At 70.2% G+C, this 23,628-nt stretch carries 28 protein-coding genes and 4 pseudogenes; 18 read left to right on the plus strand and 14 right to left on the minus strand.

Going from position 1 to position 23,628, the window contains the following annotated elements:
• From BT364_RS42020 to BT364_RS44440, 6 genes and pseudogenes are all read left to right on the plus strand, one after another.
• Window positions 1-258 (plus strand): transposase (locus BT364_RS42020; RefSeq protein WP_218172475.1); only part of this gene is annotated, 258 nt, incomplete at its 5' end.
• Window positions 255-1,151 carry an IS3 family transposase gene (locus BT364_RS33835; RefSeq protein WP_072489032.1) on the plus strand — a complete coding sequence of 299 codons (897 nt, stop codon included), beginning with the start codon at window positions 255-257 and terminating at the stop codon, window positions 1,149-1,151. The genes BT364_RS42020 and BT364_RS33835, both read left to right, overlap by 4 nt.
• Window positions 1,152-1,183: 32 nt before the next feature.
• Window positions 1,184-1,351 (plus strand): annotated as a pseudogene (locus tag BT364_RS44010) (NF041680 family putative transposase); the annotation flags it as partial.
• A gap of 87 nt (window positions 1,352-1,438) precedes the next feature.
• Entirely contained in the window at window positions 1,439-2,608 is a 1,170-nt protein-coding gene (locus tag BT364_RS33840) for an IS4 family transposase (protein ID WP_177328349.1), read from the plus strand.
• A gap of 191 nt (window positions 2,609-2,799) precedes the next feature.
• Window positions 2,800-3,186 (plus strand): annotated as a pseudogene (locus BT364_RS33845) (NF041680 family putative transposase); the annotation flags it as partial.
• Between the two features lie 281 nt (window positions 3,187-3,467).
• Window positions 3,468-3,590: pseudogene (locus tag BT364_RS44440) on the plus strand (transposase); the annotation flags it as partial.
• Window positions 3,591-3,701: 111 nt separating this feature from the next.
• Here the strand turns inward: BT364_RS44440 and BT364_RS42025 are convergent.
• Window positions 3,702-4,502 (minus strand): DUF6585 family protein, encoded by an 801-nt coding sequence (locus tag BT364_RS42025; protein WP_177328350.1) that lies wholly within the window; start codon window positions 4,500-4,502, stop codon window positions 3,702-3,704.
• A 279-nt stretch (window positions 4,503-4,781) separates the two neighbouring features.
• The gene (locus BT364_RS33855; protein ID WP_072489034.1) at window positions 4,782-5,420 is read right to left on the minus strand and encodes a transposase domain-containing protein; all 639 of its coding nucleotides are present in this window, start codon (window positions 5,418-5,420) and stop codon (window positions 4,782-4,784) included.
• Window positions 5,421-5,674: 254 nt separating this feature from the next.
• Here BT364_RS33855 and BT364_RS43580 point away from each other — a divergent pair, with 254 nt between their 5' ends.
• The gene (locus tag BT364_RS43580) at window positions 5,675-5,887 is read left to right on the plus strand and encodes a transposase (protein WP_256260342.1); all 213 of its coding nucleotides are present in this window, start codon (window positions 5,675-5,677) and stop codon (window positions 5,885-5,887) included.
• Window positions 5,888-6,225: 338 nt separating this feature from the next.
• On the plus strand, window positions 6,226-6,543 hold the full coding sequence (locus BT364_RS33870) for a hypothetical protein (protein WP_072489035.1): 318 nt from the start codon (window positions 6,226-6,228) through the stop codon (window positions 6,541-6,543).
• Between the two features lie 272 nt (window positions 6,544-6,815).
• Here the strand turns inward: BT364_RS33870 and BT364_RS33875 are convergent, their stop codons facing one another.
• The 6 genes from BT364_RS33875 to BT364_RS33895 all read right to left on the minus strand — a co-directional run bounded on the left by BT364_RS33875 (window position 6,816) and on the right by BT364_RS33895 (window position 10,819).
• On the minus strand, window positions 6,816-7,001 hold the full coding sequence (locus BT364_RS33875; RefSeq protein WP_256260343.1) for a hypothetical protein: 186 nt from the start codon (window positions 6,999-7,001) through the stop codon (window positions 6,816-6,818).
• A gap of 95 nt (window positions 7,002-7,096) precedes the next feature.
• Window positions 7,097-7,270: a hypothetical protein gene (locus BT364_RS42030; RefSeq protein ID WP_177328351.1), complete on the minus strand. Its 174-nt coding sequence runs from the start codon at window positions 7,268-7,270 to the stop codon at window positions 7,097-7,099.
• Window positions 7,271-7,279: 9 nt separating this feature from the next.
• On the minus strand, window positions 7,280-7,828 hold the full coding sequence (locus BT364_RS33880; protein ID WP_072489036.1) for a flavoprotein: 549 nt from the start codon (window positions 7,826-7,828) through the stop codon (window positions 7,280-7,282).
• Entirely contained in the window at window positions 7,825-8,805 is a 981-nt protein-coding gene (locus BT364_RS33885; RefSeq protein WP_177328352.1) for a DNA-binding protein, read from the minus strand. The genes BT364_RS33880 and BT364_RS33885 overlap by 4 nt, the downstream gene beginning before the upstream one ends.
• A 215-nt stretch (window positions 8,806-9,020) precedes the next feature.
• A complete protein-coding gene (locus tag BT364_RS33890; RefSeq protein ID WP_072489037.1) occupies window positions 9,021-9,893 on the minus strand; it encodes an undecaprenyl-diphosphate phosphatase in 873 nt (290 codons plus the stop codon).
• A 212-nt stretch (window positions 9,894-10,105) separates the two neighbouring features.
• Entirely contained in the window at window positions 10,106-10,819 is a 714-nt protein-coding gene (locus BT364_RS33895) for a TVP38/TMEM64 family protein (protein WP_072489038.1), read from the minus strand.
• 180 nt (window positions 10,820-10,999) lie between these two features.
• On the opposite strand from BT364_RS33895, the gene BT364_RS42035 reads away from it, so the two are divergent.
• From BT364_RS42035 to BT364_RS33910, 4 genes are all read left to right on the plus strand, one after another.
• On the plus strand, window positions 11,000-11,137 hold the full coding sequence (locus tag BT364_RS42035; RefSeq protein WP_177328347.1) for a hypothetical protein: 138 nt from the start codon (window positions 11,000-11,002) through the stop codon (window positions 11,135-11,137).
• A 92-nt stretch (window positions 11,138-11,229) separates the two neighbouring features.
• Entirely contained in the window at window positions 11,230-12,405 is a 1,176-nt protein-coding gene (gene tuf / locus BT364_RS33900; RefSeq protein WP_072489039.1) for an elongation factor Tu, read from the plus strand.
• 73 nt (window positions 12,406-12,478) lie between these two features.
• The gene (locus BT364_RS33905) at window positions 12,479-13,324 is read left to right on the plus strand and encodes a patatin-like phospholipase family protein (RefSeq protein ID WP_072489040.1); all 846 of its coding nucleotides are present in this window, start codon (window positions 12,479-12,481) and stop codon (window positions 13,322-13,324) included.
• Between the two features lie 22 nt (window positions 13,325-13,346).
• A complete protein-coding gene (locus BT364_RS33910; protein WP_072489041.1) occupies window positions 13,347-14,192 on the plus strand; it encodes a spermidine synthase in 846 nt (281 codons plus the stop codon).
• On the opposite strand, the gene BT364_RS33915 is transcribed toward BT364_RS33910, so the two are convergent.
• Both BT364_RS33915 and BT364_RS33920 read right to left on the minus strand, forming a co-directional pair.
• Window positions 14,154-15,449: an MFS transporter gene (locus BT364_RS33915; RefSeq protein WP_072489042.1), complete on the minus strand. Its 1,296-nt coding sequence runs from the start codon at window positions 15,447-15,449 to the stop codon at window positions 14,154-14,156. The two genes, BT364_RS33910 and BT364_RS33915, sit on opposite strands and share 39 nt — an antisense overlap.
• A 62-nt stretch (window positions 15,450-15,511) precedes the next feature.
• Window positions 15,512-16,561: a DUF8017 domain-containing protein gene (locus tag BT364_RS33920; RefSeq protein WP_072489043.1), complete on the minus strand. Its 1,050-nt coding sequence runs from the start codon at window positions 16,559-16,561 to the stop codon at window positions 15,512-15,514.
• 153 nt (window positions 16,562-16,714) lie between these two features.
• Between BT364_RS33920 and BT364_RS33925 the strand changes: the two genes are divergently transcribed.
• Together BT364_RS33925 and BT364_RS33930 are read left to right on the plus strand one after the other, a co-directional pair.
• Window positions 16,715-17,152 carry a DUF4442 domain-containing protein gene (locus tag BT364_RS33925; protein ID WP_072489044.1) on the plus strand — a complete coding sequence of 146 codons (438 nt, stop codon included), beginning with the start codon at window positions 16,715-16,717 and terminating at the stop codon, window positions 17,150-17,152.
• A gap of 159 nt (window positions 17,153-17,311) precedes the next feature.
• On the plus strand, window positions 17,312-17,959 hold the full coding sequence (locus BT364_RS33930) for a DedA family protein (protein ID WP_072489045.1): 648 nt from the start codon (window positions 17,312-17,314) through the stop codon (window positions 17,957-17,959).
• A 74-nt stretch (window positions 17,960-18,033) separates the two neighbouring features.
• On the opposite strand, the gene BT364_RS33935 is transcribed toward BT364_RS33930, so the two are convergent.
• Window positions 18,034-18,564, minus strand: coding sequence for a gamma carbonic anhydrase family protein (locus BT364_RS33935; RefSeq protein WP_072489046.1), 531 nt, complete (start codon window positions 18,562-18,564; stop codon window positions 18,034-18,036).
• Window positions 18,565-18,772: 208 nt separating this feature from the next.
• Between BT364_RS33935 and BT364_RS33940 the strand changes: the two genes are divergently transcribed.
• Entirely contained in the window at window positions 18,773-19,528 is a 756-nt protein-coding gene (locus tag BT364_RS33940) for an acyltransferase (protein WP_072489082.1), read from the plus strand.
• Window positions 19,529-19,535: 7 nt separating this feature from the next.
• Here BT364_RS33940 and BT364_RS33945 read toward each other — a convergent pair.
• A pseudogene (locus BT364_RS33945) lies at window positions 19,536-19,978 on the minus strand (EamA family transporter); the annotation flags it as partial.
• A gap of 178 nt (window positions 19,979-20,156) precedes the next feature.
• On the opposite strand from BT364_RS33945, the gene BT364_RS33950 reads away from it, so the two are divergent.
• Both BT364_RS33950 and BT364_RS33955 read left to right on the plus strand, forming a co-directional pair.
• Window positions 20,157-20,729, plus strand: a complete 573-nt coding sequence (locus BT364_RS33950; RefSeq protein WP_072489047.1) for a helix-turn-helix domain-containing protein — start codon at window positions 20,157-20,159, stop codon at window positions 20,727-20,729.
• A 43-nt stretch (window positions 20,730-20,772) separates the two neighbouring features.
• The gene (locus BT364_RS33955; protein ID WP_072489048.1) at window positions 20,773-21,333 is read left to right on the plus strand and encodes a YbaK/EbsC family protein; all 561 of its coding nucleotides are present in this window, start codon (window positions 20,773-20,775) and stop codon (window positions 21,331-21,333) included.
• 27 nt (window positions 21,334-21,360) lie between these two features.
• Here the strand turns inward: BT364_RS33955 and BT364_RS33960 are convergent, their stop codons facing one another.
• Window positions 21,361-22,212, minus strand: coding sequence for an AAC(3) family N-acetyltransferase (locus BT364_RS33960; RefSeq protein WP_371268678.1), 852 nt, complete (start codon window positions 22,210-22,212; stop codon window positions 21,361-21,363).
• Window positions 22,213-22,457: 245 nt separating this feature from the next.
• The gene (locus BT364_RS33965; RefSeq protein WP_072489049.1) at window positions 22,458-22,868 is read right to left on the minus strand and encodes a CoA-binding protein; all 411 of its coding nucleotides are present in this window, start codon (window positions 22,866-22,868) and stop codon (window positions 22,458-22,460) included.
• Window positions 22,869-22,926: 58 nt separating this feature from the next.
• On the opposite strand from BT364_RS33965, the gene BT364_RS33970 reads away from it, so the two are divergent.
• Window positions 22,927-23,553 (plus strand): YigZ family protein, encoded by a 627-nt coding sequence (locus tag BT364_RS33970; protein WP_072489050.1) that lies wholly within the window; start codon window positions 22,927-22,929, stop codon window positions 23,551-23,553.
• The last annotated feature ends 75 nt before the right edge of the window (window positions 23,554-23,628 follow it).

Below are 23,628 nucleotides of genomic sequence, written 5' to 3' on the forward strand. Positions count from 1 at the left end.
GTGCGGTCGTCGGGACGGACGGTGACCGAGGTTGCCCGGGAGCTCGGCGTCAGTTCGGAGTCACTGCGGGGCTGGGTGAAGAAGGCCCGCGCTGCCCAGGACACCGGATCGGGACCTGGTTCCGTGCGAGCGGGGCGGGCCGCCGACGATCGGGACGAGGAGCTGAAGCGGCTGCGGAAGCTGACCGCCGAGCAGGCGAAGACGATCGAGATCCTGAAGAAAGCGACTGCCTTCTTCGTGAAGGAGAGCGACCGGTGAGCAAGATATGCCGGTTCATCCACGCGGAGAAGGCGAACTATGCGGTCACGCCGCTGTGCAAGGTGATGAGGACCGCCCGCTCCACGTACTGCGCGTGGGTGGCCGGGCGGCAGGCCCGCGCAGCGCGGCGGCGGGCGGATGAGGCCCTGGCGCACGAGATCACGGTGATCCACCTGGCTTCCCGGCGGAACTACGGCGTCCCGCGCGTCACCGCCGAACTGCGCCGGCAGGGCCGACTGGTCAACCGCAAGCGGGTGGAGCGGGTCATGCGGGAGCACGGCATCGCCGGGCACAGCCGGCGCACCGGACGCCGCGGCCTGACCAAGGCCGACACCAGGGCCGCCCCGTCGCCGGATCTGATCGGCCGGGACTTCACCGCGACCCGCCCCGGTACGAAGATCGTCGGGGACATCACCTACATCCCCACCGCCGAGGGCTGGCTCTGCCTCGCCGCGTGGCTGGACCTGGCGACCCGGGAGGTGATCGGCTACTCGATGGCCGACCACCATCGTGCCGAACTCGTTGTCGATGCCCTGGACATGGCTGCCGCGCTGGGCCGCCTGGAGCCCGGCTGCGTGATCCACAGCGACCGCGGATCGGAATACGCCTCCGGCCAACTCCGCATGAAAATCGGCGAGTTGGAGTGTCGGCAAAGCATGGGGCGGACCGGCAACTGCTTCGACAACGCCGCCGCGGAGAGTTTCTGGGCCGTGCTCAAAGAGGAGATCGGCACCCGCTTCTGGCCCGACCGGGCCACCGCCCGCACCGACATCTTCGACTTCGTCGAGACCTTCTGCAACAGACGCCGTCTGCGCAAGCACATCCACTGGGGCTACCTCACGCCCCACGAGACGCGCCTGCGCTACCAACAGGATCAGGCCCTCGCGGCGTAACGACGACGTGTCCAAGATCACGGGGAAACTTCAACGGTGAACTCCCCCTTGTTCACGGCACGTTGATCCGCCTGAAGGTCGAGTACCTGCCCGGCGACCGCGACCCCAGGCCCGTCTGGCTGTGGTCCTCGGCCCCCGGCGTCGACGGTGCCCACCTGGACCGGATCTGGCGGACCTTCCTCCGCAGATTCGATCTTGAACCAATACCGTTAGTTTAAGCGGCTGGTGGGCTCTATGTGACGGGTCGTCAAGCGGGGTGGTGCGGGGTGCAAGGGGCTCACGATGTGGTGAGTGTGGGACTGCTGGCCCGGGTGTATCCGGCGGGTGCAGTGGACCGGGCAGTCGAGGCGTGCGGCCGGCGCGAACGCCGGTCCAGGGTGCTGCCTGCCCGGCTGGTGCTGTACTTCGTGCTCGGGCTGGCGTTGTTCTCTCCGGACCCGTACCTGGAGGTCATGCGTAAGACGACGTTCGGGCTGCGGCAGGTCGGCCTGCTGGGCACCTGGCGGGAGCCGTCCAAGCCCTCGATCTCCCTGGCGCGTCGGCGGCTGGGATGGGAGCCCCTGCGTGAACTGTTCGCGCGGACTGTGGTGCCGCTGGCCGAGCCGTCGGATGCGTGGGCGTTCTGGCGCGGACTGCGTCTGATGGCAGTGGACGGCACCTGCGTGGACATCGCCGACACTCCGGCCAATGACGAGGTGTTCGGGCGGCATGGCGGCCGGCCCAAGCCGGGGGAACGGCCCTACAAGCGCGCCGCGTTCCCGCAGGCCCGGGTCGTGGGACTGGTGGAGTGCGGCACGCATGCCATCGTGGATGCGGAGGTCACCGACTACCACACGCACGAGACGACGGCTGGTAGGGAGTCGGCCCGGTCGATGCGGCCCGGGATGCTGGTGCTCGCCGACCGCGGCTACCCCGGTGTGGAGCTGTGGCGGGGCTGGGCGACCTCGGGTGCCGAGCTGCTGATGCGGCTGGCAGGCAGCCGCTACAGCCTCGTCCCTGACGAGGTTCTGGCGGACGGGTCCTGGCTCACCACCATCTACGGGCACACCGACCGGCGGCGGGAACACGGCATCCAGGTCCGCGCCGTGCGCTACCAACTCGAGGCGGCCGGTGAGGAGTACACGCTGCTGACCACGCTGACCGACCACGAGCAGTACCCGGGCAGCGAGCTCGCAGCCCTCTACACGGAACGCTGGGAGATCGAATCCACGTTCAAGGAGCTCAAGGCCCAGCAGATCGGCGCCGGACAAGTCCTGGCCAGCAAGACACCCGACGGAATCCTCCAGCAGATCTGGGGCCACCTGCTCGTCCACTACGCGCTACGCGTGCACATGCTCCAGGCCGCCCGCGCCAACACCGAGAACCTCGACCCGGACCGCCTCTCGTTCATGACCTGCCTGCGCGCCGCCCGCCGCATCACGATGATGCCGCCAGCGGACTTTTTCCCCTCAGCCTGACCGCGGCCTTGCCTTCGTTTTCGGCGAGCTCCTGGCCAACATCAACCCACCGAGACGACCGCGCTCCAACCCGAGAACCGTCAAGCGGATCATCTCCCGCTACGTCATCAAGAAGCCCGACCATCACGGAACGCCAGCCCCACCCCGCACCCCGACTCTCACCCCACCAGCCTCTTGAACTAACGGTATTGGATCTTGAACACACCTTCCGGCTCATGAAGCAAACGCTCGGCTGGACCATGCCGAAGGTCCGCAGCCCCGAGACCGCCGACCTGTGGACCTGGCTGATCACCGCCGCCTACACCCGGATCCACCTCGCCCGCGCACTCGCCGAGGACCTCCGAAGGCCCTGGGAGCGACCGGCCCCACCCCGCCGCCTCACTCCCGCCCGAGTCCGGCGAGGGTTCCGCAACATCCGCGCGACCACGACCCGCCCCGCCGGTGTTCCGCAACCCTCCCGACCCGGCCCCGGGCGTCCCTCCGGATCGAAGAACCGCAAGGTCGCACCCCATCACGACGTTGGCAAGACCGTGAAACGCGCCGAGAGCCTCACCGCACATCGAACTGCCGCAGGTTAAACGGAAAGCTGAGTAGCTGTTGTCGTACCGATCTTGGGATTTGTCGATCGAACGGGAGTCCCGATTGGGTGGTCGCGGGGTGCTCGGCGCATATGAGTAGGGCCTCCTGAACAGCTCGTTGGTGTCGAATCACCGAGCAACATCAGGAGGCCCTGGTGCCGCAGTGTTCCGTGTCGATGGCCGGGCAGTCCAGTTCAGTCACGCTGGAGTGTGACTGCCTGGCTCACCGGTTCGGAAACGCCGCCGACAACGGGTCCCGGCAGCCGCGATATCCGACGGACATGACGGACGCGGAGTGGGCGGCCATCCGGCCGCTGCTGCCGGTGCCGGGCTGGATGCGCGGCCGGGGAGGGCAGCCGGAGGCGTACTGTCACCGGGCGATACTCGATGCGGTCCGCTACCTGGTGGACAACGGCCAATGCCGTTGTTTGAGAGGTGCAAGTAGTTCCTCTCCCAAGCACGGTGACCGCCGGGGTGCTGGTTCGTTGATCCAGACCTGCTGCCGGAGCGCCGGATCAGGCCGGATCGTCTGGTCGCGGCCGCTTCCCGGCTGCTTCCTGGCGCATCCTTGCGGCGAGGGCCAGGAAGACCGACAGATTCTCGACCATCTCTACGGGGAGCCTGGCCCACGGCTTTCCGTCGCCGTGCCGATGGATCTCCAGCCAGCCGTGTTTCACCGTGACCCGGTTAACCTCGCGCCAGTCGAGCCGGTGGTCGAGGTACCCGACGCCGGCGGGATCGAGGTGGGCCCCGAAGAAGTCGACCCGTTCGCCCGCCTTCAGCCGGTCCCTGTCCTGCGGCAGCCGTACGCGCGTGAATGTCTTGTCCAGTTCGTCGATGAACCGTGCGACCCCCTTGTACACGTCGGTCACCGTGATCTCGGCGCCCTCACGAGGACGCACCCAGAGTTCGTGTGTGGTGACGCTGGTGATCCCGTTCGTCACTTTGGTGCTGCTCCGCCGAATGCCATCGATCTCGTCCCATGAGTACGCCTCCGGCCCGTGCCCGGCGACCTCCCGGACGATGCCGTGCTGGTAGTGACCTACCCAGACCTGCGCCTGCCGTCTCGTGAGCGCGAGGAAGAGGAAATACCCGGCTGCGGCGACTATGGCGGTCCCCAAGATGAGCAGCGGCAGCCCGTAGTACCAGGCGCCGTGGCTCCGCTGGCCCTCCACTGCGGCCGAAATCCCCAGCCAGAGCACCGGCAGTCCGACCAGTGCCGGCAGCAGCACCACGATCCACGGAAAGCGCTTGGGCTCGGTCCACACCAGCCCCTGGCGCGAACCGAGTTCGAACTCCCGCGCGACTCTGCGCATGGAGGGCGGAACAGGAGTGGAACCACGATCCGACACAAGCCCCCCAAGGCCAGACAGTTGAGGGCCATTATCGGGGAGAGGAGCCCGTACGGGAAGAGCGCCCCGGCCCCGCGCATCGGTTAAGCGGACGGTCCCGCGCCCTCGGGCCGGGACGGTCCCCCGCTCTCGTCGCCGCCCCCGGCCCTGCGACGTCCCGCTGCGCTCGCTCGGCAAAGCAGACGCCCGCGCCGGCCACCACGGTCTGGGCCTGACCCTGCACACGAGCTGGGGCACGCACTACTACGGCAACATCCCGGCTCTCATCCTCACCCCAGACTGGTCCAAGGTCAGATAGGTCCCGTCAGGCAAGACCTCCATGGGCTCCGCGGCGACGAAGGTGCGGGCTCTGATCAGCAAGTGTGCTCCGGCCTGCGTGTAGGCCTTCCACAGTGCGACACCGGGGAAGGCCCGGTCCATGATCACCAGCATGCCGGCGGCACTGCCGGCCATCTCTGTCGCCAGCGCGGGCTCGCCACCACCGCCCTTGAAGCTGCCTATCCGCGCGTCGATCGTCGCGTGCGTACTGGTCTCGGTCAGCGTCACCACCCTGGCCTGCGGGAACCCGACGGGCCGACCGGCGCTGTCCACCTGCCCACCAAAAGCTGCACGTGTCGTATCGTTCTCCGGCACGTCCAGCAAGAACCCGTCGACCGCGGCAACTCTCATCCCGCGCCAGAACGCCGCCTCGAGTGTGGGCGGAGCGATCGCCCCCGCCACACGGCGGAACACTCCTTCCAACGGTGCGGACCCAAGCTGCTGCCGGGCCCTGGCGAACGACGACTTGTTCGGGACCGACTGGTCCATCTCACCCAGGGCCCCGACCAGGTTCTCCGCGACATCGTCGTAGGAGTCCTGCTGGAACAGCGCCAGAGCAAGCACGAACTAGACCATGGACCGGCTCGACAGGGGACGGGGCTTGGCATCCCGCCGACCACACGCGGTCAGCACCTCGTCCACCAGCTCAGGAACGGTCCACTCGGTGAGCAACCCGAGCCGGACCTCATCGGATAACCCGATCCATGGATGCATGTCCGATCAACGAACCAGCACCCCGGCGGTCACCGTGCCTGGGAGAGGAACTACTTGCACCTCTCAAACAACGGCATCGGGACAACGGCATCAAATGGCGGGCGATGCCCGCCGACTTTCCGCCGTGGGACCGGGTATACGCGTTCTTCCGCCGCTGGCGCGACCACGGCATGGTCAAGGTCGGCGTGTACGCCAACGGCGACCGTGCGCGCGAGATGCAGGCGAGGGGCACCCTGCGCCGACTCCTTCGCAACGGGGTTCTTGTGAGGATCGAGAGCAAGGGCAACATTGCCGAATACCGTCTGGCCTCTGACTGAGCGCGATCCGCTGCCTAGCCTCTCCTCATGCCGCCTCGTACCGATGCGCCCGCCTGCCGCGCCATTCGATCCAGTGCGGGACCTCGGCCGCTGCCACCACCGGCGTCATGGCGGGCATCGACGCCTGACGATGCAGCACAGGCGCCCCGCCGCCCTCGCGGTGACGGAGCGTCGGCACGCTCACGTGGCGGGCAGACATGCGCCCGCCCGTTTGATGTCGGGGCCACCTTTCCGAGCACGGACCGAAGTGCCCCGGTGGCCCGGAGTGAGGTCGCGCCGATGCCATGTCCGTAGGAGCCTGAAAAGGCACGCCTGTACTCGCACCCAAGGAGAAATCCATGCGCACCAACAAGGCGTTCGCGGCTCTCAGCTCAGCTCTGGTCATCGGCAGCCTGGCATGCGCGCCAGCGCTCACCTCACAGGCGTCGGCCGCCCCCAAACCTGCGCAGGCAGTAGCCGCCCACGACTTTGTCACCGATTCTTTCCGGGACGGCTACCGGAGTGGCTTCCGGAACGGATATGCGGACGCGCGGGACGACTGCAACCGTTCCGGGTCCGTGTTCCAACAGGGCGTCCAGCAGGACAATCGTTGGGCACAGGGCTACGCCAGGGGCTACGACGACGGCTTCAGCCGGGCGACCGACCGGTTCTGTTAGCGGCCTATTCCCGCACTCTCTGGAGGAAGCGCAGCAGGACTAGACGCGACGGGTGATCGGGCATGCGTTCGATTCTAAGTCTCTCCTGGACCTCTGCGAACTTCGGCCCACGCTGGCCGTGGCCCGCCGTGACACCCCTGTCACGGCGGGCCACCCCGGGTTGTCATACCGGCCCAGTACCGTGGACCCATCACATTCGCGCCTATGGCTGGGCGCAGCTACGAGACCGCCCCTCACCCGGAACAGCGCCCGGAGGGAGGGGCGGACGTGCATCAGTCGCCCTCAGGCTCCGGATGTAGCACGGCCTTCTTCATGGCCGTCTCCAGCTCGTGCCGGGGCACCCCGGCCGCCTCGGCGTGCGCGGTCACGGCAGCTTGGAACGTTTCTGCTGCCTGCCGCCATGCGGCCGAACCTTCCTCGGTGTACGGCTCGGCGTGCGCCTTCTGCTGCTCGGCCACCGCCTTGCGCTCAAGCTCGACCAGATCCTCAGGATGTCGATTGCCACGGCCGGATCGTAAACGGCGCCACTGACAATCGAACGGAGCCGCGCAGGTCAGGCCGCTGCGACGACATCCGACCGGACCGCGGCCTCCCACTCCACCAGCAGCCGCTGATACTCCGCCTCACCCTCCAGCGACAGCGGGCCAGCCGCCCACAGCGCGCGGATGTCCGCGTTCACCGCGGCGGGGGAGCGCACAGGCGTGGCAGGCGAAGGGGTGATCGACATGGGAACAGGCTACGAGGCAAGACTGACAGTCGCGCCGACCGCGTCGAGGGCGAGATGCCATGGGTAGGCCTGCGGGTTGCCCTGTTTTGGAGGGTGCGACTCGTACCCGTCCTGCCCATCGAGGAAGACCACGCCCTGGCTGCGGAGGTCGGCGATGCTGCGGGCCACGGCCGGCTGAGCGGCCTGCGCCTGATTGAAGTAGGGCATGGCCAGTGCGGGCACGCCCATGTGTACGCCCTCGGAGATGAGCCCGAGCGCGAGCGTGTCCGAGATGCCGCCGCCCCACTTGTTCAGGCTGGTGCAGCTGAGCGGCGCGAACAGCATCGCGTCAGCGTTGGGCAGCGCGTCTTTCTCCCGGGGGAGCTTGTACCGAGACCGCACGGGGTGCCCGGTCAGCTTCTCCAGCTCGCCCATTCGCGGCTCCCACCAGGCCGCTGCCGACGGTGTCAGGATCAGGCAGGTGTCCCAGCCGCGGGCCTGGGCTTGGCGAACCCCCTCGTCGATGTACTGGGTCGGGCCGGCCGCGCAGGCGATGAGATAGAGAACTCGCTTCGTCATGCCGGGAGTCCACATCGCGCGGCCAGGCGACGCAAGTCCCCGCCGGGAACCGGGGTCGCCCCGACCACGTCGGCCACCAGGTCGACCGTGGACTGTCGGCCGATGACCTCTTCCGGGGTCAGCCGCGCCGCCTCGATCAGCGAGTCCGCCGCAGTCTCCTTGCGCCGTGTCAAGAGCTGAGCGCGTGCCATCGTGATGAGGTGCTGCGCCTGCCGCTCCTTCGACAGCCCATGCAGTGCTTCGCCCTCGAGCCCGTCCGCGGCCTCGATCGCTGACCACCCGTCCTCGAACCTGGTCAGCACATCCACCCGGTGCAGCCCGACGTTCGTCGGCCCGAACATCGTGTAATCCTCGTCGAGGTCGGCGCCCTGCTGGTCAGCCACCTCGGCAGCCTGGTCCACGTGCTCACTGGCTTGCCGAACCGCGGCCGTCGACCGGTCCAGGGATGCGGCTGCGACCGCCGCGGACAGGTACAGCATGCCGAGCGTCGACAGCCCCAGCGGTCCGCTTGCCTCCAGCTCTGTGGACAGGCGCCGCGCTGCCCCTATGGCGAAGTCCACGGCCGCGCGCGGCTGCTGCTGGTACGTGAGCGACTTCGCTACCCGTCTCGATGCCGAACCGATCGCCACTGCATCGCCGGAGCGCTCGGCCGCAGCCAGGGCTCGGTCGGCAACCACCGCAGCCTGCACGGCCGTTGCCGGGCCGTACTTGTGGAGGAATGAGGCCGTCAGCTGCAGAACGCGCGATAGCAGGGCGTGAGCCTCGCTGGCCTCAGCGCCGGCCCGCGCGGCGGACTGCCTGGACCTGACGATCAGCGCGGGCAGGTCTCGGCCGAGCGCCCCGTAATGACAGGCCTGGAACGCCTCGCAGCAGTAAGTGAGCCGTCGCCGCAGCTCCGCGAGCGGCGGGGGATCCCCGTCCTCGTCGTCGTTGTGGTACAGGACATCGATGACAGCCAGCGCCTCGACAGGCGGCATGGTCGCCGAGGGCGGCTGAGGGGGCCTGACCAGGGTGAGGTCGCGGTCCGCCCCTCCAGGTGGCGGCCTCGCCCTGGTTCAGTTGCGTGGGAGATCGAATGGGAGACGAGTGAGGGATGATCATGTCGAGCGGGCTCGAATCGTCTCTAATTCTCTCTAATAATCTCCATCTGAAGTCGGGGGATTGGGTGCTGGGAAACGCCCCCATCGGACCCTCAGCCCGCCGACTCACCCGCGTGCGGGCTCAGCACACCGGCCGCCACCAGCGCGAACAGCAGCACGCCGAGCAGTACGCGGTAGATGACGAACGGCATGAAGCTCTTGGTCGTGATGAACTTCATGAACCAGGCGATGACCGCGTACCCCACACCGAACGCGATGACCGTCGCGAAGATCGTCGGCCCCCATGACACATGTCCCTCACCCGCGTCCTTCAGCTCGAAGACCCCCGAGGCGAGCACCGCCGGGATCGCGAGCAGGAAGGAGTACCGTGCCGCAGCCTCGCGGGTGTACCCCATCAGCAGACCGCCGCTGATGGTGGCTCCGGAGCGGGAGACACCCGGGATCAGGGCCATCGCCTGACAGAAACCGAAGATCAGGCCGTCCTTCACCCCGAGTTCCTTGAGCGTCTTGCGCTCCTTGGCGGCCCGGTGCTTCCCGCCCGCCTCGTCGCGGGCGGCGAGCCGGTCGGCGATTCCCAGGACGACACCCATCACGATCAGCGTGGTGGCGATCAGCCGCAGATCACGGAACGGGCCCTCGATCTGGTCCTTGAACGTCACACCGAGCACGCCGATGGGGATGGAGCCCACGATGACCAGCCAGCCCATCTGGGCGTCGTGGTCGCCGCGCATCGACCGGTCGGTCAGTGAACGGAACCAGGCCGAGACGATCCGGACGATGTCCTTGCGGAAGTAGATGAGGACTGCCGCCTCCGTGCCGATCTGGGTGATGGCGGTGAACGCCGCACCCGGGTCGTGCCAGCCGGCGAACGCAGCGGTGAGCCGCAGATGCGCGCTGGAGGAAATCGGCAGGAACTCGGTCAGTCCCTGAACGAGGCCCAGGACGAACGATTCGAACCAGCTCATGGGGCTTTGGCCATCCCGGGGGTGCTCGTGCATCGGCCGACGGCAGCGAGGGCCGTCGGCAGCGTGCGCATTGCGGTCGATTGAGGGCAGACCCGTCACGGGCCCGGATGTCTTCGGTCGGTCGCGGGCAGGGTACCGCCCTCAGATGAACAGCGTTACGCGTACCCCCGGGTCGCCCCACCGCCCCGGCGCAGGGCGCCGTGCGCACCGGCTCACCCCGCAGTCAGGCGGTGGCGCTTGCGCCAGGCGACGACGGCCGCGCCGAGCCCCGTCAGCACGATGAAGCCCATCGCGGCGAGGAACGCCGGAGACGTCGGTGACGAGGCCTCGCTGCCCGCGACGACATACGCCGCGGTGTTCGGGATCGAGCCGAGCCCGGTCGCCACCAGGAACGGCAGATACCCCATCCGCGACACCGCCGCGCAGTAGTTGGCCGCCGCGAACGGCACACCCGGGAACAGCCGCAGCGCCAGCATCGAACGGAACCCGTGCCTGCTCAACTGGCCGTCCGCGGCCTTCAGCCACCGCCCGCGCAGCAGCGTACGGAGCGCGTCCTGCCCCAGCACCCGGCCCAGCCCGAACGAGATGCCCGCACCGAGCACCGTCCCCGCCAGCGCGGCGGTCAGTCCCGCCTGCGTACCGAAGAGCGCACCGGCGGCGAGATTGAGCAGCGGCCGCGGAACGAAAGCCACGGTGCACACGCCGTACGCGACACCGAACAGGATCACCGCGACGGCGCCACCGCTGAGCCGGGCGGGCCAGCCGGTGGCGAGCAGCCGCTGGGGTTCGAGGAGGAGCATCGTCGCCGCGGCGCCCAGCAGCAGGGCCACGAGCAGCGAGAACCGGGACCAGGGCGAGAGCAGCGCCCTCGTACAGCGCACGGCGAGGCCGGTGGCGGGCCGGGCGGCGGGGACGGGGTCGAGCATGCGGGGAGAGTAACCGACGCCGGTGTCCGATCGCCGTGATGTGCGTGGCGGCAGCCGGGCGGCCGAGACCGCGCCCCGCGCCCGCTCCGGTGGCCGGCGCGGGCCGAACGCCTTTGCGGGACCGGGGTGCCGCCCGAAAACCATTCGACGCGGCCATGCCCGTCCGACATGATCGGACCCATGTTCCGGTACGCCTTCCTCGCAGCGCCGTCCGCAGTCGCGGACGCGCCGAAGGCTGCCGTGAGCCCCGTCACCGCAGCACTCTTCGCAGCAGCGTTCACCGCTGCCGCGGCGCCCATCGGCGGCGCCCGAAGCTGACCCTCCCCCGACAGTCCGGCGGACCCCGCAAGGGGAGGGTCGGCCGGGCCCTGGGGTCTTCTCTCTCAGCTTCGAACACCAAGGAATGAACCATGCCCAAGACGGCATACGTGCGGACCAAGCCGCACCTCAACATCGGAACCATGGGCCACGTCGACCACGGGAAGACCACCCTGACCGCCGCCATCACCAAGGTGCTCAGCGACCGCGGGACCGGCACGTTCGTCCCGTTCGACCGGATCGACCGGGCGCCGGAGGAGACACAGCGCGGCATCACCATCAACATCGCGCACGTCGAGTACGAGACCGACACCCGTCACTACGCGCATGTCGACATGCCGGGGCACGCCGACTACATCAAGAACATGGTCACCGGCGCCGCCCAGCTCGACGGGGCGATCCTGGTCGTCTCCGCGCTCGACGGGATCATGCCGCAGACCGCCGAGCACGTGCTGCTCGCCCGCCAGGTGGGTGTCGACCACATCGTCGTCGCTCTCAACAAGGCCGACGCGGGCGACCCCGAGCTGACCGACCTGGTCGAGCTGGAGGTCCGCGAGCTGCTGTCCGCGCACGGCTACGGCGGTGACTCGGTGCCCGTCGTACGGGTCTCGGGCCTGAAGGCGCTGGAGGGCGACCCGCGCTGGACCGCGGCCGTCGAGGCGCTGCTGGACGCCGTCGACACGTACGTACCGATGCCGGTCCGCTACACCGACGCGCCGTTCCTGCTGTCGGTGGAGAACGTCCTGACCATCACCGGCCGGGGCACCGTCGTCACCGGAGCCGTCGAGCGCGGCACCGTCCGTACCGGCGACCGGGTGTCGGTGCTCGGACCGGACCCGGACATCGAGACCGTCGTCACCGGGCTGGAGACCTTCGGGAAGCCGATGGAGTCCGCGGAGGCCGGTGACAACGTGGCCCTGCTGCTGCGAGGGGTGGAGCGCGACCGGGTCCGCCGCGGCCATGTGGTCGCGGCGCCGGGCAGTGTGACGCCGAGCCGGCGCTTCACCGCGCAGGTGTACATCCTGTCGGCGCGGGAAGGCGGCCGGACCACCCCGGTCACCACCGGGTACCGGCCGCAGTTCTACATCCGCACCGCGGACGTCGTCGGCGACGTCGACCTCGGTGCGGTGGCGGTGGCGCGTCCGGGCGACACGGTCGACCTGACCGTCGAGCTGGGACGTGACGTCCCGCTGGAGACCGGACTCGGTTTCGCGATCCGCGAGGGCGGCCGCACGGTCGGCGCCGGCACGGTCACCGGCGTCCTCTGAACGGCGACGCACCAAGGGCCCGCCTCCCGTACCCCACGGGGGCGGGCCCGGTGTCGTGCGCAAGACTGACGGCATGACAGACACAGCACTGGTACTGGGTTCCGGCGGTGTCACCGGCGGCGCCTGGGAGACCGGAATCCTGCACGGGCTCGCGAAGTCGGGCGTGGACCTCTCCGCAGCGGATCTGATCATCGGCAGCTCCGCGGGAGCCATGGTCGGCGCACAGCTGGCCTCCGGACTGCTCGGCCTTCCCGAACTCTACGAACTCCAGCTCGCCGATCCGCAGGACATCACGGGCGGCAAGCTCGGCATGCTCACCCTGCTGCGCTACGCGGGGGCCGTACTGTCCGCCCGCACCCCCGAGGCGTACGGCCGGAAGCTCGGCAGGATCGCGCAGGACGCCCGGCTCGGCGTCACCGCGGAGCAACGGCGCGCGGCGATCGAGGGCCGTCTGCTGTCGCCCGAGTGGCCGGGGCGCCCCCTGATCGTCACCGCCGTCGACGCCACGACCGGCGAACTCCACACCTTCGACAAGGACAGCGGGGTGTCCCTCGCCGACGCCGTCACCGCGAGCTCCGCGGTCCCCGCCGTATGGCCCGTCGCCCGCATCGACGGGCGGTCCTGGATCGACGGCGGGGTGCACTCCACGGCCAACGCCCAGCTCGCCGCCGGGTACGGACGCGTCGTCGTCATCGCGCCGTCGGCCAGCGGCAACAAGGCCATCGCCTCGCCGGGTTCGCAGGCGGCCGCGCTCGCCGCGAACGGGGCCCGGGTCGAGGTCATCACCCCGGACGCGGCGGCGAAGAAGGCCTTCGGCCGCAACCCCCTCGACCCGAGCTGCCGTGCCGCAGCCGCGCGCGCCGGGCTCGCCCAGTCGGCGGCACACACCGAAGCCGTGGCCGCGGTCCTGAGCAGCTGATCCGGCACCCCACAATGGGGGAGTGAACGACTCGATACCGGTCATCCGGGACGTGGACCAGGGCACCGCCAGGCTTCTCCCCGACGTGGACCGGGACAGGGCCTGGCTGCTCACCGTCGACGGCGCGCCCCAGTCCTACGTAGACCTCGACGCGCCGGACCATCTCGAATTCGAGTACGCGCGACGGCTCGCCCATGTCATCGACTGCGCGGCGGCACCGGGCGCACCGCTGGACGTGCTCCACCTCGGCGGCGGTGCGCTCACCCTGCCCCGCTATGTCGCCGCGGCCAGGCCCGGCTCCCGCCAGGACGTCGCCGAGGCCGACCTCGGGCTCCTCGAACTGGTCGCCGAGCAGCTGCCGGTCCCCGACGGCAGCGGGATCACCGTGCACGGCGCGGACGCCCGCAGCCGACTGGAACAGACCGCGCCCGGCTCCCTCGACGTCCTGATCGCGGATGTCTTCGGCGGCTCGCGGGTCCCCGCCCACCTCACCACCGTCGAGTACGCACAGGCTGCCCGCCGGTCGCTGCGGGACGGCGGAATCTACGCCGCCAACCTCGCGGACGGTGCGCCCTTCGACTTCCTCCGCTCCCAACTGGCCACCTTCGCGGCCGTCTTCGAGGAACTCGCACTGATCGCCGAACCCGCGGTGCTGCGCGGCCGGCGCTTCGGCAACCTCGTCCTCGTCGCTTCCCCGAGCCCCATCGACACCGCGACGCTGACCCGCCGCTGCGCCGCCGACGCCTTCCCCGCCAGGGTCGAGCACGGCGCCGCGCTGGACCGGCTCACCGGTGCCGCCGAGCCGGTCAGGGACGGGATGGCGGTCGCCTCACCCGAGCCGCCCGACGGAGCCTTCAGCATCGGCTGAGGCCGGCCCCCGGTCCTTCGCCACCTCGGTGGCGGGGGCCCGGGTCAGACCGCGCACCTCCGGCACGAACAGCACGGCCCCGGTGACCAGCACGATCAGCGCCGCACAGCCCCACAGGGCCTCGCTCCGCCCGACCAGCGATTCCACCGGACCGGCGAGCGCGGTGGCCACCGGCATCATCGCCACCGAGCCGAACCAGTCGTACGCCGAGACCCGGGAGAGCTTCTCCTCCGGGATCTCCTGATGCATGGCCGTCATCCACGAGACCCCGAACACCTCGATGGCCGCCCCGCTGACGAACATCACCACGCAGAGCGCGCCCACCGGCAGCGGCACCGCGAGGCCCGCCGCCGGCAGCGCCAGCGGGAAGACGCAGAGCGTTCCGGCGAGCAACAGCCGTTGGGGCTTCCAGCGCAGCATCAGCAGCGCCCCGCCCAAGGTGCCGGCCCCGAACGCGGCGAGCGCGAATCCCCAGGGGCGGGCGCCACCGAGCTCGTCCCTGGCGACCAGCGGACCGTACACCGACTCCGCCGCACCCACCGCGGCGACCACCACCGAGAACTGCGCGACGATGCTCCACAGCCAGGGGCGGCCGACGAACTCCTGCCAGCCGTCCCGCATATCGGCGAGCAGACCGCCGCCCGGCGCGCGCGGGGGGATGTGGCTGACGTCCAGGAACGCGCGCAGCGCACCCGCCACCGCGAAGGCGGCGGCATCGACGGCCAGCACCCAGCCCGGATCCATTGCCGCGATCATGGCGCCGCCGAGTGCCGCACCGCCGATCGTCGCGCCCTGCATGGCCATCCGGAACAGCGCGAAGGCGCGACTCGCCTGCTCACGGCTGACGCTGGACATCAGCATGCCCTCGGCCGCCGGGTTGAAGAACGCCTGCCCGGTGCCGCACAACGCGGTGAGCAGCATCATCTGCCACAGCTTCGGATCGCCGGCCAGGACCAGCCAGGCGAACGCGGCCTGCGAGAGGCAGTTGAGGGTGTTCGCCGCGACCATCACCCGGTGGCGCGGCAGCCGGTCCGCGATCGCGCCCCCGACCAGCAGGAAGAGCACCAGGGGCGCGGTCCTGGCGGCGGCCACCAGACCGACGTCGCCGCCGTCACCGCCCGCCTCCAGCACGGCGAACGCCGCCGCGATCAGCGCGCCATGGGTACCCAGGCCCGTGATGATCGCGGCGGCGGTGAGCAGACGGTAGTTGCGGCCGGGACGCAGCGGACGGTACTCGGGGGCGGAGGCGACAGTCACCAAGGGACTATCGCCGCCGCACCCCTCGCCGTGCCAACTGTTTTCCGGGGGAGGGAAACGGGTCAGTCGGTCTTGACGACGTCCACCAGCCGCACGGTGCTGAGGATCTTCTGGATCGTCGTGTCCGGGAGTTCGTCCTTGACGGAGTCGGCTCCGTACAGGACCCAGGACGCGAACTCACCCTTCTTGTTCTTGAAGGTGAAGGCGATCGTCTTGCCGTCGCTGTCGCACTTCTTCTTCTTCGTGACGTTCGGGGCGGTGGCGGTGACGACCTGGCCGGTGAGGCCCGACTTGGTGGTGTACTGCTTGGCCTCGGTGAACTTGATGGTGCTCTCCGGCATGTGCTGCGCGTAGGCGGCCCACGCCCAGGTGCCGGCCTCGCTGTGGGCGTTCTTGGCGGCGTCGGTGGCGCCCTGGGCGCCCCTGGTGCCGGCGCTCGCGAGGCTCATGTCCTCCTTGACGCCGTCCTTGTCGGAGTCGTCCACGCACCACTTCTTCTGGTAGTACGACGGCGCGGAGAAGCCGATGAGGGGCGATTTGTCGCCCTTCTTGTCGTCCTCGAAGTACGAGAACGTGCCGGGCGTTCCGACCTCCCAGTCGCCGGGCACGTCGAACTGGGTGCCCCACTTGGGGTTGGTGACGACCTTCCAGCCGGGGATGAGGGGCTTGGGGTCCCCGTCGTCGCCGCGCGGGTTCGCCCCGTCGGAGGCCGACTCGGACGGCTTGGCGGGCGCCGAGGACTGCTTGTCGTCGGCGACATCCTTGCCCTTGTCGTCCTTGTTCATCACGACGACACCGGTCACCACGGCGGCCACGACGACAGCGGTGGCCGCGACGATCGCGACGGCGGTGGTCTTCTTCTTGTTGTCGCCGGGCTGCGGCGGACCGGGCGGGCCGGGCACCGCGTACTGCGGCACGGTCGGCTGCTGGTGCGGGTTCGGCTGCGCATAGCCGGACTGCTGTCCCTGCTGCGGATGCCCCGGTTGTCCCTGCTGCTGATATCCCGGCTGCTGATAGGGATTCGGCTGCTGGTACCCCGGCTGCTGGTACGGGTTCTGATTCTGGTCCTGCGGGTTTTGCTCGCCCCCGGGCGGCTGCTGTCCTGGCCACATGGCGAGTAACGATAGAGGGGTGGTGGCCGGTCTGCTACGCCCGCCCCCGTGTGCGGACGGTGAAGGATGTGATCTAGGCGGGTGCCGGGGGGTTTCCGGGGATGGTCAAAGAGTTCTACTCATAAGTAACATCTGGTCATGAGCGCTGAACAGATGACCGTCGGCGAGATGCTCGTCGCGACGGTCCCGATGGCCCGGACCCTCAATCTCGAATTCCTGGAGACGACCGCCGAGCGCGCGGTGGTCCGCCTGCCGGACCAGGCCGAGTACCACAACCACATCGGCGGACCGCACGCCGGAGCGATGTTCACGCTGGCGGAGTCGGCGAGCGGGGCGATCGTCATCGCCGCCTTCGGCGACCAGATGTCGCGCGCCGTGCCGCTGGCGGTGAAGGCGGAGATCGGCTACAAGAAGCTGGCCAAGGGCGTCGTCACCGCGACGGCGACCCTCGGTCGCCCGGTGGCCGAGGTCATCGCCGAACTGGACGCGGGCCGGCGGCCGGAGTTCCCCGTGGCCGTCGAGATCCAGCGCGCCGACGGCGCGGTGACCGGTGAGATGACGGTCGTCTGGACGCTGCGTCCCAACGCCTGATCCCGGCCGGTTCCACGAAGAGCCGTCACGCACCCCAACGACAGGGCGTGTGACGGCTCTTCGACCTGTCCGGGCGGCCGACGGGACAGGTAGGCTTCCCGCCGTGCGCCGAGGAGTTGCCCGGCGGGCAACGGACATTCGGTCACGGGAGGATCGGCGTTGCACATCCAGGAATGGCTGGAGACCATCCCCGCGGTCAGCGTCTACGCCCTGGTGGGCGTGGTCATCGGACTGGAGAGCCTCGGCATTCCGCTGCCGGGCGAGATCGTCCTGGTCAGCGCGGCACTCCTGGCCGCCGGGCACGACGGCATCAACCCGTGGATCCTCGGCGCCTGCGCCTCGGCCGGCGCGATCCTCGGCGACTCGATCGGATACGCCATCGGCCGCAAGGGCGGACGGCCGCTGCTGGCCCGGATGGGCGGGAAGTTCCCCAAGCACTTCGGCAAGGTCCAGATCGCGATGGCGGAGCGCTCGTTCCAGAAGTGGGGCATGTGGGCGGTGTTCTTCGGCCGCTTCGTGGCGCTGCTGAGGATCTTCGCCGGTCCGCTGGCGGGCGTACTGCACATGCCGTACTGGAAGTTCCTGATCGCCAATGTGCTCGGCGGCATCGTCTGGGCGGGCGGCACCACGGCCGTCATCTACTCGGTGGGAGTCGTCGCCGAGGCCTGGCTCAAGCGGTTCTCCTATCTCGGCCTCGTGGCGGCGGTGCTGATCGGCATCACCTCGATGCTGATCGTGAAGAACCGGGCCAAGAAGGCGGCGGAGCGGATGTCGGCCACCTCGGCGACGGTACCGGCCGCGGACTGACCGGAGGCGACCCGTACGGTGCGGGCGCAGCGGACCCGGCAGGCCGCCGGGCGCCCGCTCCCGGCCCTCTTCGCTCAGCCCTCGTGGGCCTGACGGTGTGCCTTGGCCAGCTCCATGTAGCCCACCGCGTTGAACTTGATGCCTTCGAGCTCCTCCTCGGTCAGCTGCCGCTTGACCTTGGCGGGGACACCGGCGACCAGTGAACCCGGGGGCACCTGCATTCCCTGCGGGACCAGTGCCTGCGCCGCGATCAGTGAACCGGCGCCGATGCGGGCACCGTTGAGGACGGTGGACCCCATGCCGACGAGGACATCGTCCTCGATGGTGCAGCCGTGGAGCACGGCGTTGTGCCCGACCGAGACGCGCTCGCCGACCGTGACGGGGAAGCCGGGGTCGACATGGACGCTGCAGTTGTCCTGGATGTTGCTGTCGGCCCCGATGACGATCGGGCCGCAGTCGGCGCGCAGCACGGCGTGGTACCAGACGCTGGAGCCCGCGGCCATCGTGATCTCACCGATGACGACGGAGGTCGGTGCTGTGAAGGCCTCCGCGTCGATGTCCGGCTCCTTGCCGCCCATTGCCGTGATCAACGCCTGCTCTGCCATCGCCCGTTCCTCCGTGCTCAGGTGTCCTGCGGCCGGGGTTGTCCGGTCCCGGCAGCCGACCGCGGCTGATCGATCGCGTCGATCGCGTAGGAGAAGCCGATCGCGCAGGAGAGACCGTATGCGACGGCCGGTGGGCCGCGGCCGAGTGGGGTGAACATCACAGGTCGCCGCGGTGATCGGTCCGAGCGCCGCCGACTACCGTGAGCGAGTGCCGACGAACAGGAACGCGTTCTCTTCCCTTGCCGCCTGGCGGCGGCGCGCCCTGTCCCGGGCCGTCCACCGCGGCTGGCGCTGGGTGCAGGAGACGGGCGCGGTCACCGCGGACCGCCCGGGCGCGCTGCGCTTCCGCCGGATCGGCGCGGGCACCCGGCTGGCCTTCCCGCAGGGCACGGTCTTCGGGGAGCCGTGGATCGAGCTCGGCTCGCACTGTGTGATCGGTGAGCAGGTCACGCTGACGGCCGGACTCATGCCCGACCTGGACCTCGGTCCCGATCCGATCCTGACCCTGGGGGACGGGGTGGTGCTCGGCCGCGGCAGCCATGTGGTCGCCGACACCACGGTGACCATCGGCTCCGACACCTACTGCGGGCCGTACGTCTACATCACGTCGACGAACCACAGTTACGACGATCCGCACGAGCCGGTCGGTCGGCAGTGGCCCCGCATGGAGCCGGTCGCCATCGGGCCGGGCTGCTGGATCGGCACCGGGGCGGTGATCCTCCCGGGGGCCACACTCGGCCGCAACGTGGTGGTCGCCGCGGGGGCGGTGGTACGGGGCGAGGTGCCCGACCACGCGGTGGTGGCCGGTGCCCCCGCCCGCGTCGTACGCAGCTGGGACGCCGAGAAGGGCTGGCAGCCGCCGCTGCGCACCCCCGCGCCGGTGCCGATTCCTGCGGGCGTCACCCCCGAGCAGCTGCTGGCCCTGGCGGAGCCGGACGAGCCGGCGGGCCCGTCCGCCGGCTGACCCGGCCTCATCCGGTCGCGAGCAGCACCGTGCCCACCAGGGCGAGACCGGCCCCGGCGGCCTGCACCCCGCGCAGCCGTTCCTTCAGTACGTCGCGTGCGGCCAGTGCCGTGACCACCGGGTAGCGCGAGGCGAGTACGGCGGCCACCGTGACCGGCCCGTGCTGTGCGGCGACCGAGTAGGTGCCGTTGGCCGCGACATCCGCGAGCCCGATGAGCGCCAGGGCGGGCAGCGCGGCCGGCACTGCGCCGGATCCGCCTTCTCCGGGCAGTGCCCGGGCCCCACGCCGCACCGACGCGTACAGGGCCGCACCGCCACCACGAAATTGGTGAGGCGCTGGACGAAGAGCGCCAGGAACAGCCCGGTCACTGTCGTGGACGCCTCCGCCATCAGGGACATCACCGAACCGAAGCCGAACGCGGCCACCAGGGTCAGCAGCACCGCCCGGCGCCCCGCGCAGCTGCGGGAGCAGTCCACCGCCGAAGTCGGCCAGTCCCCAGAGCAGACTGGTGGCCAGTGCGAACAGTGCTGTCGTCGCATGCCTCGCAGTACAGTGCGGTGAACGGTGGGGTGCACCACACCGTAGTGCAGTATTTTCGACCCTGTCATCCAGAATATTGGACGGAATGTGTCTGACCTCGATCAGCTCACTCAGTCGCTGGCACGCAATCTCAAGCGTTGGCGAGGGGAACGCGGCTTCACCCTGGATGTGCTCGCCGCCCGTGCCGGGGTCAGCCGCGGCATGATCATCCAGATCGAACAGGCCCGCACCAACCCGAGCGTCGGCACCACGGTCAAGCTCGCCGACGCGCTGGGTGTCAGCATCACCACGCTGCTCGACTACGAGCAGGGCTCACCGGTCCGACTGGTGCCCGAGAGCCAGGCGGTGCGCATGTGGTCCACCGAAGCGGGCAGCTCCACAACCCTGCACGTCGGTACGGAGGCGAGGGGGCCGCTCGAACTCTGGACCTGGCGCCTGATGCCCGGCGACAGCAGCACCTCCGATCCGCACCCCGAGGGCACCGTCGAACTGCTCCATGTCACCGCGGGCGAGCTCACCCTGGTCGTCGACAACACCTCGTACGCCGTACCGGCCGGTGGCTCCGCCTCGTTCGAGGCGCATCACCCGCACGCCTACCGCAACGACGGCTCCGAGCCGGCCGAAGTCACCATGGCCGTCTCCATCCCGCCCGTACGGTGAGACGGCCGGCCGAGGGGCCCGGGGCGCTGTTAGCGTGGTGCGCATGCGCGCTCCCATCGGCTCCTTCGACGACGCCGGTCCCGCGGCCGACCGCCTCGACCTGCTCACCGCGCCCGTCGCAGCGGCCGTGTCCGCGGGCTGGGGCGGCTTCCCCGCCGAGCAGATCATTCACGTCGACACGGACCCGGCCATCGCCGACACCGCGGTCTTCGTCGAGCACCACGGCGCGGAGCTGCTCGACCGGTCGGCCAACTGCGTCGTGGTGGCGGGCAAGCGCGGCGGCGAGGTGACGCTGGCGGCCTGCCTCGTCCTGTCCCACTCCCGCGTCGACGTGAACGGTGCGGTCCGCAAGCAACTGGGCGCCCGCAAGGCTTCCTTCGCCCCGATGGAAACGGCGGTCGGCGAGACCGGCATGGAGTACGGCGGCATCACCCCCATCGGCCTGCCCTCCGCATGGCCTCTGCTGATCGATCCCGCGGTCGTCGACGAGGACTGGGTCCTGATCGGCAGCGGCAGCCGCCGGGGCAAGCTGATCGTCCCGGGCAAGGCGCTGGCGGCGCTGCCGGGCGCGGTGATCGTCGAGGGGCTCGGCGCCAGGAGCTGAGACGGCGACCGCCGATTGCCGGCGCTCTCAGCCCGGCGAGTGGCAGAGGGCCCGCGCCGGCGGCACGGCCCGGTGGGAGGTCAGCCAGCGCGTGGCGTGGTCGACGGCGTCGGTGATGCGGAAGAGGCGGCTCGTCGACGAGCCGACCGGGCCGGTGCGCACGGCCGCGGCGTCGTGCGCACCGGCGAAGTCCGCGCCCAGGGCCGCGAAGTCGCTGTCGTCCAGGGCGACGTCCTCGTACTCCCACCACTGGCGGCGGCTCCCGGCCGTCACCACGCAGCGGTAGCTCCGGCGGGGCGGGGCGGGTACCCGGTACTCGCCGAGGTGGAACGCGGAGCAGGTGTCGAATCCGGTGCCCAGCAGGAGAACCTGGGCGCGCAGGTCGTAGAGGCGGGCCAAGGGCGAGTCCTCGCCGAGGTGACAGTCGGGGCGGTGGCCCGACAGCAGGTTCCGGGCCAGCGGGCCGAGCGCGGCGAAGGACGTCTGCGGATGGTCGCTGCGCGCCGCCCCGTCACCGAGCCGCACCGCCTCCGCGAGGCTGCCCATCGACGGTGCGGCCGAGGTCGCCGGGTCGAAGGGCGGCATGCTCGCCCGCACCGCCTCCCGGGCCCGGTCGTCGAGGCCACGCACCCGGTCGAGGTAGTGCGGAGAGGTATCGGAGTTCTCCGGGGTGAACGCAGGCACGACGAGCGTGCCCTGTGCCCCGAGGGCGTCCCGCAACGCACCGGCCATGGCGAGGACCCCGCCGCTCACCGGGCCCACCGCGCGCATCGAGGCATGCACCAGGAGGACACCGCCGGCCTCCACGCCGAGCTCGGCCAGCTGCCCGGCCAGCCCGCTCCGGCTGTGGGTGACGGACGGCGCAGTCGTAGTGGTCACAGCCCGCCATTCTCCCAGCCGGACGCCGGGCGCGACACCACGCACATTCGGACGAGGGACGCGGGTGCGCCCGGTGAGTTCCTAAAGGCTGTCCCGTAATCCCTGGCGGGCGCGCGACGACAGCCGCGGCACCTCGCCGCGTTGTCGGAACGCCCGAATACATCCAGTATTCGGGCGTCCCTCCGCCTTGCGATGCGCCGCGTCTGACGCCGCACGCTGATCCACCAGGGATTACGGGACAGCCCTCAGCGCTTCAGTGCCGGGATCTCGATGGCGGGGCACCGGTCCATGACCATGTCCAGCCCCGCCGCACGCGTGCGGCCGTAGGCCTCCGTGTCGACCACTCCGAGCTGGAACCAGACGGCCCTGGCCCCCGCCGCGACCGCCTCGTCGGCCACCGCGCCCGCCAGCTCACTTTTGACGAAGACGTCCACGACATCGACCGGGAACGGTACGTCGGCCAGCGAGGCGTAGCCGTCCTCGCCGTGCACCCGCTCCGCCTTCGGATGCACCGGGACCACCCGCTTGCCGAAGCGCTGAAGCACCTCGGCGACGCCGTAGGCCGCGCGCGACCGGTTGTCGGACAGGCCCACCACGGCCCAGGTGTCGCCGCTGTCCCGGAGAATCCGGTGGATCGTCTCTTCGTCTGCGTACATGATCCGGTCAACGGACGGCGGCCCCGGACCATTCCCGTACGGGGCATAGGCTGTCCGGATGCAGGAGCAGTACCGGACAGTCGCCCGAGCGGGCGTGCACGAGACCGAGATCAACCGGTCGCGCTTCATCTGCGCGCTCGCCCCCGCCGTCACCGAGGAGGAGGCGCAGGACTTCGTCGCACGCGTCCGCAGGGAACACCCGACCGCCACCCACAACTGCTTCGCCTACGTGATCGGCGCCGACGCCTCCGTACAGAAGGCGAGCGACGACGGGGAACCCGGCGGCACCGCGGGCGTACCCATGCTGCAGATGCTGACGCGACGTGAGATGCGCTACGTCGTCGCCGTCGTCACCCGCTACTACGGCGGCGTCAAGCTCGGCGCCGGCGGACTGATCAGGGCCTACGGGGGAGTGGTCGGCGAGGCCCTCGACGAACTCGGCACCGTCACCCGCCGGCGCTTCCGCCTCGCCACGATCACCGTCGGCCACCAGCGTGCCGGCAAGCTGGAGAACGACCTCAGGGCCACCGGCCGCACCGTCCGCGAGGTCCGCTACGCGGAGGCCGTCGTCATCGAGATCGGACTGCCGGACGCCGACGTCGAGTCCTTCCGCGGCTGGCTGGCCGACGCGACGGCCGGCGAGGCCGAGCTGGAGCTGGGCGGCGAGGCGTACGGGGACGCCTGACCGGATCTCCGTGCCACCACGTGGTCTCCAGGGGCGCGCCGCCACCGATCGGCCGCACCGGACAACGGTCGCGAC

Source organism: Streptomyces atratus (genome assembly GCF_900119365.1).
In the GTDB taxonomy this organism is placed as follows: Bacteria; Actinomycetota; Actinomycetes; order Streptomycetales; family Streptomycetaceae; genus Streptomyces; species Streptomyces atratus_B.